Below are 5,362 nucleotides of genomic sequence, written 5' to 3' on the forward strand. Positions count from 1 at the left end.
TCTAAAATCGCGTTTCAGAAAAAGACTATTAAACATGTTGCATGATTTCAATGTCCTGCCATTTCTCAGAGCATCCTTTTGTTTCTTGAGCCTTTGTTTATTTAGCGTCCAAACGACCTCGAAAGAACTTCACTTTGTCACCGTTGAGCATGCTCCGCATAGTTTCGTAGAAGCTGGGAAAGTCGTCGGAAGCGTTACACAACTGCTACATGAGATTTTTGAAACAATGGGCTATCAGCTGGAGATTACTTCGGTCCCAGCAAAAAGAGCACTTTTAATGGTGGAGGGCGGTCTTGTTGACGGGGTATATCCGTATACCTACAGCGAGTCGAGAAGCAAATCTGCATACTTTTCTAACCCTATCTCAATAATTGATACTGTATTTTTCAAAAGAAGATCGTCAGAAATATCGTGGGAGACTTTATCAGATCTTCAGCCTTATAGTATCGGGTCAAATGCAGGCTACCATTATCCTATAGCGTTCCAAGCTGCTGAGCGTGAAGGGCTCATAAAGACAGCTCCGCTGTTTTCACAAAACCCAACACTCGACAACTTAAAAAAATTGAACCGCGAGCACATCGAGCTATTTATATGCAACAAGCTGGTATGTCAGTTTTATATTGATCAGTATGCACCTTTGTTTCGGAACATTGACTATATTCCTAAAGCAGTCGGACCTATCAAGGCCTTTCATGTCGGCTTTACTCGCAAGAAGAGTGGGGCCTTAGAGTTGCGTGAACAATTTAACATAGCTCTAGATGGCGCCATAAAGACAGGTCTACTCGAAAAGATCTATAAACAGCAGGGAATCAAATCAAAAGTAAGTCGCCTGGGTTCTCAAGGTGCGAAAGGCCTAGTAATTCGATAACGAGTAACTCAGAGCTTCATCGAATCTTTAAACTGTGGAAAGGTCACGCATTTATTTTTGCGAAGCGCTAGCACCGCTCTTTTTAAAAACGTGGCATATTGCCTATTAGGAGTGATCATTAACGTCCCATAACGAGGTTATTCGCTGCTTTGAATGATACGCCACCCTAACAAACTTATTGGGTTTCCCCCCAAGAATTTGTTAGCCTAAACTCGAGTGGGCTTCGCCCTACCTCACGAGAAAATGCGCTTGAGAAGCTACTCGCGTTAGAGAAGCCGACTTTAAAAGCAATCTGTTCAATGCCTTCAGGTGTACTGATTAAGTATTCCTTAGCTCTATCCATACGAAGTTGATTAGATAGTTTTCTCCAGTTTGTCCCTTCTTTTGTTAGATAGCGTGTAAGCGTTCGTGATGAAATATTGAGCGCTTTAGCCAGTTGTTCTTTGCTCAAGTCTTGGTAGCCATTTTCCTCGAAGTAGCGTTGTGTCTTTGATTCAATGGTAAGCATATCAGGTAGTTGATCAACATATTTTTGGATTCGTTTGGTTAAGATTTTTTCCATCATACGGTTACCTAATGGCATGACGATATCCATTACACGTATGTCATTGAGCAAATAATTATCGTTTTGCTCGAACTTAACTGGGCAGCGATAGTATTCACCTATCTCTTCCATTCCGGGTAGAGGCTCTCCTTTAAACCCAACTTCTACGACAATGTCAGGAATATCGTTGTACAAGGTTTCCTGAAATGAGATGGCTGAGCCCATATCCCTCCCTAGAACAAAAGCGACGCTTTTATCACACAGGCCTCTACGATAATCAAAAGTCGTCTTTACCGAAGACTTATAGATACGTGGTTTTATGATTGAAAAATTCAATTCACCATTTAAATGCTGTGAGGCGAAGTTGATAATAGCTTTTGGTGTTTTACAAGCAAGAAGGGCTTACCCCATCAAACCGAATGAGTTTGCATTGCAATGTAAACCAACATCAAAGCCTACTCTAAAAGGATGAGTGGGCATACAAGCAAGCAAATTTTTAATCACATGCAATTCTTAGTCTAAGGACGGGTCACTATGTTCAAGGCTTTCGAGTGTAATACCAGAGCCCTCCAATACTCGCTTAGTGGATAGGCCTTTAGATAAGGCATATTCAAGCAAGATTGTCACCTGACCGCTTCCCCAACCTGGAAAACGAGCATTAGTATTCATTGTATTTATTCTTTTGTTAAACCGTAATACGACTTTTCCTATTATGCAGCAGTTAAGTTCTATTTAATCTCTATTAGGCACTCAAAAACTGAGAGTTTATTCACATTTCAATCTAACTGTCTCATTTGGTAAACGATTTGTCTTATTAAAGGATGTAGCATGTGTTCATCAATACATACTATTTATTAACAAAAGAGGTATGAAATTGATAAGGAGTATCGAACTTACAAACGATCGTACTAACACATATCTAGTTAAGATAATAAAAATAAGGATAAAAATAATGAAGTTAATTAAAACAATTCTAACAGCAAGTATTGCCGCAAGTGTGCTTGTCCCGGCTGCACAAGCTAATNATGATGGATATATCCCCGCACTTAGTTTTGTTGCAGGACTGTTGAACCAAGGTATCTTTCCGACCTCTGATGCCTACACAACAAATGATGACATCATTGTGGAGGCAAATGATGGTGTTGACTTGGCCGCCAATGTCTTTGTTCCTAATGACCTGTCAGAACCAGCACCAGCCATCATTTTTGTAAATAGCTGGGCTCTGAATGAATATGAGTATTTAACACAAGCAGGAGAGTTAGCAGAAAAGGGCTACATCGTTTTTAGTTATAGCACTCGAGGTTTCGGCACATCAGAAGGCATGATTAATACGGCTGGCCCAAAGGACATCGATGATTTTAGCCGTGTGATAGATTACCTTATCGAAAACTATAACGTAGACCCAGAGAGAATAGGGAGTGCGGGTGTTTCCTATGGTTCAGGTATTTCTTTGATTGGCGCAGCACACGACCCTAGAATAAAAGCCGTTTCAGCAATGAGTGCTTGGGGCAGCTTGGCAGATTCGTTATATGGAAACCAAACACCTCGCTTGGTCTGGGGTGAGCTACTAACACTAAGTGGCAACTTACTCGGAAATCTGGACCCAATTGTCGAGCAGCACTGGTCAAATATCAAAAATCAGAACTTAAGTGAGATTCCTGCTGTTATGGAGTGGGCGGGTGTTCGCTCTCCATCCAATTATGTTGATGAGCTTAATACCAATGGTACGGCAGTTTATATCGCCAAAGCTTATGGTGATAATTTGTTCCAACCTAACTCATTAATGAGTATGTTTGAACAGCTTACCGGGCCAAAACATATTGATTTGGTTTCAGGTACTCATGCTTCAGCAGACTTACTTCCTCCAGTCATCGGTGCGGAAGCCTTACCTTGGACAAGTACCTATCAATGGTTTGATCATCACTTAAAGGGTGATAACACGCCGATAGCAAGCGCTAAACCCATTACAATGAAAGTGAAGTTTGAAGATCAGTACGATAGCTTTGACCACTTCCCTATAGAAGATTCCAGTACAGAAACCTTTTACTTACACCCTCGCTCAGCCTTCGATGATGGTGATATGGAGAGCTACCCATACTGGAGCTTCTTCGGCAGAGACAACACAATCAATGCTTGGGCCGGTACCTTATTTAGCACGCAGATTCCGCTGTTATCACAAATTCTTGAGCAGTTAGAGGTGCCTATCTTAGCGAGTATTCCAGCCGCCTCGGATATTAGAAGTATCCATTGGAAATCGAGCTGGCTGAGCGAAGAAATGCAAATACGTGGGAATCCTTCAGTATCACTACAGATACAACCAAAGCACGATGAGATCCAGCTAGTTGCTTATCTTTATGACATGAATGCTTTGGGTGTTGGAAAATTAATAACTCATGGCGCGATTACATTGCCAGACACAAACTCCGGCGAAAAAATTTCTGTCGACTTCGATCTAGTAACGACAGCATACGATGTACCCGCGGGTCATCGCCTTGTTCTAGCTGTTGATACCAAAGACCCACAATATCAATCTCCAACGGGTGTCGATTACTTTGTGGATTTTGAATATAGCAGCAATAAACAGTCAACTTTGAAAGTGCCAACGCTCTAATTATACATCCTGAAATTGTTTACCAAGTTAGAGGCATATCTTGTTACTGAGATATGCCTCTTTATTATCTAGATAATTCCTACCACGATAAGTTCACATTCTCGATTGAGTGTCTTATTCGCCAAAGATCCTGTCCCATTGGCGGATGTTAATAAGCTTCTTCTAGATTTATTCTATTTTTAGACACTTTAACTTCTACTAGAAAGAAGGTGAAAGCGTCAAACGAAAATGTGAGCCCGACGATTTCTTGGGCTATCACGTGTAACCAAGAGTCAGGCAGGTTAGCTGTTAATACATACCCCTTCGAAGCCCATATTGTGATTTGATTAAGACAATAATCTCTTTAGGCGACACTTTTAAGCTTTCGTTGATTGCTGAAGGTGTAGAAACGAAAGCACAAGAGAGTGAACTAATTAAACTGGGCTGTATTCAAGCTCAGGGTTATCTTTATTCAAAGCCTGTCGATAGCATTGTATTTCATGAACAATTTATCGCTTCTTTAACATAGGGTGTGGTGATTAACAGCGGGTGTGATTGACCTGTGGAAAAGAAGGTCTAGCGGAGACCTTCTTTGTTAGGGCCAGGGAGACGGTTGCTGTTGTTAATATGTTGTATAGCGTTAAGCCAGACTATGCGTAATCGTAATCACCAGCTGCATTTATGGCGGCCTGGTATGCGGGCCTAGCATGAATACTGGCAACATAATTGCTAATATTAGGATGTGTTTCGGGAGTTGCCAGGCCTCTTGCGCAGGCTGCTTCTAGTGGAAAAATCATTTGAAAATCAACACCACTCAAGGCATCACCACAGAACCAAGAACGTCCATTTAAGTAATGATTGATATAGCTTAAATGTGTGATTAAATTTGGCTTTATAAAGGTAGAAATTGCTTTTTCGGCGATCTTTTTTGCAATAGGTCTAGCAAAAAAAGGCATCGGGCTGGTTTTAACCTTATCAAATACAAGCTTCATAACGAGATAAGGCATCAATGAACCTTCAGCATAGTGCATCCAGTATTGGTAGTTTAAATATTCTTCAGTGTTGATTTCCGGCTTTAGATTTGGAGCGTACTGATTCACTAGATAATCGATGATAACCGCAGACTCTGCAATTTTATTTTCGCCATCTTCCAAGATCGGAGCCTTACCAAGAGGGTGCACTTCCTTAAGTTTTTCTGGAGCTAGGTAGGTAGTAGGGTCTCGCTGATAGGATTCTATTTCAAAGTCTAGCCCTAACTCCTCTAAGGCCCAAATAACGCGTTGAGATCGTGAATTATTCAAGTGGTGCAACTTAATCATTTCTACATCCTATATACTATTAGTTCATAATAAGAGTTATA

General features: G+C 41.0%; 6 protein-coding genes. 3 read left to right on the forward strand and 3 right to left on the reverse strand.

Going from position 1 to position 5,362, the window contains the following annotated elements; genetic code table 11:
- Nucleotides 1-868 (forward strand): ABC transporter substrate-binding protein (locus A3757_RS13190; protein ID WP_231878272.1); only part of this gene is annotated, 868 nt, incomplete at its 5' end.
- A gap of 175 nt (nucleotides 869-1,043) precedes the next feature.
- Here the strand turns inward: A3757_RS13190 and A3757_RS13195 are convergent.
- Together A3757_RS13195 and A3757_RS25755 are read right to left on the reverse strand one after the other, a co-directional pair.
- Complete coding sequence (locus A3757_RS13195) at nucleotides 1,044-1,637, reverse strand: AraC family transcriptional regulator (RefSeq protein WP_068508814.1); 594 nt, start codon at nucleotides 1,635-1,637, stop codon at nucleotides 1,044-1,046.
- A 288-nt stretch (nucleotides 1,638-1,925) separates the two neighbouring features.
- Nucleotides 1,926-2,081 (reverse strand): hypothetical protein, encoded by a 156-nt coding sequence (locus tag A3757_RS25755; RefSeq protein ID WP_156490405.1) that lies wholly within the window; start codon nucleotides 2,079-2,081, stop codon nucleotides 1,926-1,928.
- Nucleotides 2,082-2,364: 283 nt separating this feature from the next.
- On the opposite strand from A3757_RS25755, the gene A3757_RS13200 reads away from it, so the two are divergent.
- Together A3757_RS13200 and A3757_RS28110 are read left to right on the forward strand one after the other, a co-directional pair.
- A complete protein-coding gene (locus A3757_RS13200; protein WP_068739762.1) occupies nucleotides 2,365-4,023 on the forward strand; it encodes an alpha/beta fold hydrolase in 1,659 nt (552 codons plus the stop codon).
- Between the two features lie 322 nt (nucleotides 4,024-4,345).
- Nucleotides 4,346-4,531, forward strand: coding sequence for an EAL domain-containing protein (locus A3757_RS28110; protein ID WP_068508809.1), 186 nt, complete (start codon nucleotides 4,346-4,348; stop codon nucleotides 4,529-4,531).
- A gap of 121 nt (nucleotides 4,532-4,652) precedes the next feature.
- Here A3757_RS28110 and A3757_RS13205 read toward each other — a convergent pair whose 3' ends face one another.
- Nucleotides 4,653-5,321, reverse strand: coding sequence for a glutathione S-transferase (locus A3757_RS13205; RefSeq protein WP_068554155.1), 669 nt, complete (start codon nucleotides 5,319-5,321; stop codon nucleotides 4,653-4,655).
- Nucleotides 5,322-5,362 lie beyond the last annotated feature (41 nt).

The sequence above is a fragment of the Oleiphilus sp. HI0117 genome, from assembly GCF_001635235.1.